This window comes from Nocardioides islandensis, assembly GCF_015352455.1.
GTDB lineage: Bacteria > Actinomycetota > Actinomycetes > Propionibacteriales > Nocardioidaceae > Nocardioides > Nocardioides islandensis.
In genome coordinates, this window is the sequence record NZ_JADKPN010000031.1 from 1 (window position 1) to 1158 (window position 1158).

The following is a 1158-nucleotide window of genomic DNA, read 5'->3' on the forward strand; positions in this document are numbered from 1 at the left end:
CCGCTGATATGTAGGCCAGTCCTGTCAAGGGGCAGGGTGAGGCGCCCGTCCCGATATTCGGGGCGGGCGCCTCGTGCTTCGTCACGCGCGGTGGTGGCTGAGCGTGTCGTGGTCGACGCGCGGTCAGGCTGATATGCGCGGGTTGGTTACCGCAGGACGGGCTGTTCGGCTGGAGCGGGTCGCGTGTCTAGGGTCGAGCGTCGCCCGTTGCTTGTCGGGTTGCTCATAGCGGAATCGCGGGTCGCTCCTCGCGCTGCTGCCACCGTCGGGGTCGACGAAGCGGGCTGGGGGCCTACTCCTCGAGCATCACTGGTCGAGGACGGCGAGGGACCAGCACCAGCCGGCCAGCTCGCGGGCGATGGCGACGGTGGCCACGACGTGACGCTTGTGGCGGGTGCGCATGGTGTTCCAGCGGTGGTGCAGTCGCCGGTTGCCTTCGTCACCACGGGCGCGGGCGGCCGGGCTGGCCAGTTCCCACCGGTCACGCATGGTCTTCCCGACGACGTAGCGGGGTCGGTGGTGCCAGGCCGCCTCGACCAGCAGCCGGCGCAGGTGGGCGTTCCCTGTCTTGGTGATCGACCCTTGGACCCGGGACTGGCCCGAGGAGTACTCGCTGGGCACCAGTCCGATGAACGATCCGATGGTCTTGCCGGTGAACCGGTCCCAGTCGCCGACCTCGACGGCCAACGCGAACCCGGTCAGCGTCCCGATCCCGCGCAGACAGCCCAGCCGGCGCAGCACCGGGGTGAACTGGCAGTCGGCGGCCATCTGCTCGATCAGCACGTCGAGCCGGTCACGACGCGCCTTCACGCTCAGCACGGCGTCATAGTCGGACTCGAAGGTCGCCCTGGTCGCCGCCGTAGCGAGCCGGGCGCCGGTACGGCGCAGCCACAGATCATGAGCGCCGGTCCACGCCTGCCCGCCGGAGTAGACGTAGCCCTGCCGCAACAGCAGCTTCGACAACCGGTGCCGAGCACGCATCAGGTCCCCCCGGGCGTCCTCGCGGGCCCGGACCAGGTCCCGGGCCGCCTCCTGCTCCACACTTGGAACGCTCACCGCAACGATCTCGTCCAGGCGCAGAAGCCGAGCCAGGTGCACCGCGTCCTTCGCATCGGTCTTCACCCGATCACCCGAAGGTCGCTGCAACTTCGACGGCGC

General features: G+C 69.8%; 1 protein-coding gene. It reads right to left on the reverse strand.

Going from position 1 to position 1158, the window contains the following annotated elements:
• Nucleotides 1-306: 306 nt before the first annotated feature.
• A partial coding sequence (locus ISU07_RS23660) for an IS110 family RNA-guided transposase (RefSeq protein WP_194709324.1) occupies nt 307-1158 on the reverse strand: 852 nt, incomplete at its 5' end.